Below are 3,679 nucleotides of genomic sequence, written 5' to 3' on the forward strand. Positions count from 1 at the left end.
GATATAAGTCAGGGTAGGAACAATGACTTCATCTCCATCCCCAATTCCTAAAGCAATTAAAGCAAGATGGATTGCTACAGTCCCATTGGAAACTGAGGCAGCATGCTGAACACCAATATACTTTGCAAAGGAAGTTTCAAAAGATTCGATGTACTTACCCTTAGAAGATATCCAAGTAGAATCAAGACAATCATTTACATATTTTTTTTCATTGCCGGAAAGAGAGGGTTGGTAAACAGGAATCTTAATCATTTTACTATTTCTATTTTAAACATTGGTGGAAGTAAACTTCCTTATAATCTTAATTAATATTGGGGGCATCCATTCTTTTAAATAATGCTTTTTTCGGGAACATTTGCTAATTTGATTTCGAAGCATGACTTCCTTTTGCATAAACAAGCTATTGTACTTGTACTCTAACAATGAATTGTAAATTGGTATCAAGCCAAGGGCTTCGCTGAGTCGTTCCTGCAATGGCTTGGTAGACCACACTGCATTATCAGCATACCTGTAAACAGACATCACTTCATTGATTCTACCTAGTAAACCAAAATGCCCCATAAACATATTAATTATCCAATCGTATGATAAATAATTATATAAATCTGTTGGTAAACTATCTAACCATTTTTTCCTGTAACAACAAACTGAAAAGTTGCCGATTAAACCTTCATTAAGTAGTAGGTCATTAATACTAAACGTATCAGGCAATCTATTTGAAACATTCACCAGACCATTTTTACATACTCTTGAACTACCGTATTGTATAGTATAGGGGTGAAAACACATTGAATGGAAAGGATGACTCTCCATAAAATTTATTTGTTTACTTATTTTTTTTGAATCAGTCCAATAATCATCTCCTTCTAAAACAAAAAGATATTTTCCGGTACATAAGGAGAAACCTTTCTGATAGTTCCGAGTAATTCCGATATTTAAATCATTTTTTACTAATATGCAGTTTTGAACGTCTTTTAATCTTTTACTTAGTATTTCAAACGTGCTATCAGTCGAAGAGTCATCAAGGCATACTATTTCTGTACTAAAGCAATTTTCCTGCATAAAAATGCTATCAATTGCTTCATTAATATAATTTGAGTGGTTGTAAGTAATTAGCAGTACACTAATTTTCATAGATATTTATTTGAAGTCTTTTCTATACCCGAAAATGTTTAATTGTAGATCAAAAGGAGCGAAAGTTGACAAGTTTTTTTCATTCGAGTATGGGTGATCCAAATAATCCCATGCTTCCTTTATATAATATCTAAAACCAGCAGCGGTAAGAATTGACAATAGTTCTTGTAAATCTTGAGGTTTGTTTTTATCGCTATGATATTCAACAAAAATTCTCTTAACAAATTTGAGTTCATTTCGGCAATTTTTTAGGACGTCAAGCTCAGCGCCCTCAATATCTATTTTTAAAAAATCAACTTCGACATTTAAATACTTCTTAAAGTCAACGACTTTTATTGAGTAATAGTTTTTGCCGGACTGATCGTCCTCGACGATTCTTCCTCCCAATGAATTATCAGGCAAAAAATTTAAACTCCCATCATAATTCCATACGCCTGCGTTTATTAATTTAACATCTGAAAAACCAAACTGATTTAAGTTATATTGACAAGCTTCAAAAACTTTTTTGTCTGGTTCAAAAGCAATTAGCTTGGAATTAGGATAAAGTTTTTTAAAATAAATAGCACTGAGCCCAATATTTGCACCACAATCGATAATGTGAGGCGATAATAAATCTGAATCAAATTTATATAGCTCCTCTAAAAATATCCCTTCTACCGAATGTACAAATGAGTAAGAATTTATTCTTTTAATTTTCTTGCCTAAAAAACTTGTAATGTCTAGCGCACTATTGTACAATATTTTTTTATCTACATAATCAATAAAATCATTTTTTGAAATACCAAGAGGTAAATAATCTTTTTCGTATAAATCATTTTGATTAAGCTGATTCAATATTTTCTTTTTAATATACTTTATTAATTTCATTTTACTTTTATTTAGTATAAATATCCATTTTGGGGAATTTCGTCAAAGCTTTATATAAGCTTATGACGTTAGGCACATAAATCTTTAGCCATTAATCCAACTCACATTAGCAAACACATTCCCATAATCATAGTCGCCATGAATATTTAACCATGAATTGTTATCAATTACCGAAAATCGACAAACATCCTCAGCTACATCTATTTGTTCAGTATTAGGTTTATGAATAAAGGTATATATAGTATAGGAACCCCTCACCAAAGTATTTGGGTGTATCGAGAGTACCATAGATTCACAGCTAATTACAGGCGATTCGGCAGAAAATATTCTGTTTTTAAATTTATCTAGTACTATACAAAAAATAGAATAATCATGTTCTACAAGAGACGAATTAAATTTTAAGGTGTATTTTATATGAATATGTTCATCATGAAAAATCTCACTTTTGGGATTGTAATTTTCGTCACAAATACGAATTTCTTGAAAACGAATCTTTTTATCTGGGTTTTCAGCTCCTTTATAATAACTGACAGACGAAGCATTTCTATTTAAATACTCCGTAATTAACTTGCTCGTTTTGCCTTGCAGATAGATTGTTCCATTATTTAATATAATAGCACTGTTGCACAAAGATTGCACTGCTCCCATATTGTGACTAACAAATAGGACGGTTCTGCCTTCTGACATACTCACCTCCCCCATCTTCCCCAAACATTTTTTTTGGAATTCGGCATCACCTACCGCCAACACTTCGTCCACAATTAAAATTTCGCTTTCCAAATGTGCCGCTACTGCAAATGCCAGCCTTACATACATACCGCTGCTGTAGCGCTTTACCGGCGTGTCAACGTAACGTTCTACGCCGCTGAAATCAATGATTTGGTCTAGCTTTCGTTGTATTTCCTTTTTACGCATGCCTAAAATAGCGCCATTCAAAAATATATTTTCACGGCCCGTTAGTTCCGGGTGAAACCCCGTTCCTACTTCCAATAAACTTGCAACCCGCCCTTTAATATTTATTTTGCCTGTGGTGGGTGAAGTTACTTCAGACAGTAATTTTAGCAGCGTACTTTTGCCTGCGCCATTGCGTCCAATAATACCCACCGCATCGCCCTGCTGAATTTCAAAATTGATGTCTTTAAGGCTCCATACAATATCGCTAGTTCCTTTTACAGCCCGGTCGTATGTTTCACCAATTTTTAAAAAGGGATCTTCCTTGCCTCTTACGGCAGTTGCCCACCAACGTTCCAAATCTTTCGAAATGGTGCCCGTACCTATTTGCCCTATCTGGTAGGCCTTTGATAAATCTTGTACTTGTATCGCTATTGACATCTTAAATGGTATCTACGAAATCTTTTTCTGTTTTATTAAATATAATTACGCCCAATACCAATAACACAACAGTAACCAGGGCTGAATAGCCAATGCTCCAGGCAGTAAACTCACCCTTACCCAGGAAGCCATACCGGAAGGCTTCAACAATACCTGTCATGGGATTTAATTGTATGATAGCACGGTATTTTTCTGATGCAAAACTTAAGGGGTAAACGATGGGCGTACCATACATTAGTAACTGCACACCAAATACTACCAGGAAGCTAAGGTCCCTGTATTTGGTAGTCATGGCAGTAATGATTAAACCAAGGCCAAGACCCAGCATCGCCATCAGCAAAACCAA

Annotated in this window: 5 protein-coding genes; all 5 read right to left on the reverse strand. The window is 34.5% G+C overall.

The features are described from left to right. The coding region (locus H7254_RS17210; RefSeq protein ID WP_301934143.1) for an aminotransferase class I/II-fold pyridoxal phosphate-dependent enzyme at positions 1–252 on the reverse strand (252 nt) is incomplete at its 3' end. Positions 253–267: 15 nt separating this feature from the next. Further along, positions 268–1,134, reverse strand: coding sequence for a glycosyltransferase (locus tag H7254_RS17215; protein ID WP_301934144.1), 867 nt, complete (start codon positions 1,132–1,134; stop codon positions 268–270). Positions 1,135–1,140: 6 nt separating this feature from the next. Next, positions 1,141–2,001, reverse strand: coding sequence for an FkbM family methyltransferase (locus tag H7254_RS17220; RefSeq protein WP_301934145.1), 861 nt, complete (start codon positions 1,999–2,001; stop codon positions 1,141–1,143). Positions 2,002–2,085: 84 nt separating this feature from the next. After that, entirely contained in the window at positions 2,086–3,333 is a 1,248-nt protein-coding gene (locus tag H7254_RS17225) for an ABC transporter ATP-binding protein (protein ID WP_301934146.1), read from the reverse strand. A gap of 1 nt (position 3,334) precedes the next feature. Next, positions 3,335–3,679, reverse strand: a 345-nt coding sequence (locus tag H7254_RS17230) for an ABC transporter permease (protein ID WP_301934147.1), incomplete at its 5' end; no start/stop codon positions are given.

The organism is Ferruginibacter sp. (assembly GCF_014377975.1).
In the GTDB taxonomy this organism is placed as follows: domain Bacteria; phylum Bacteroidota; class Bacteroidia; order Chitinophagales; family Chitinophagaceae; genus Ferruginibacter.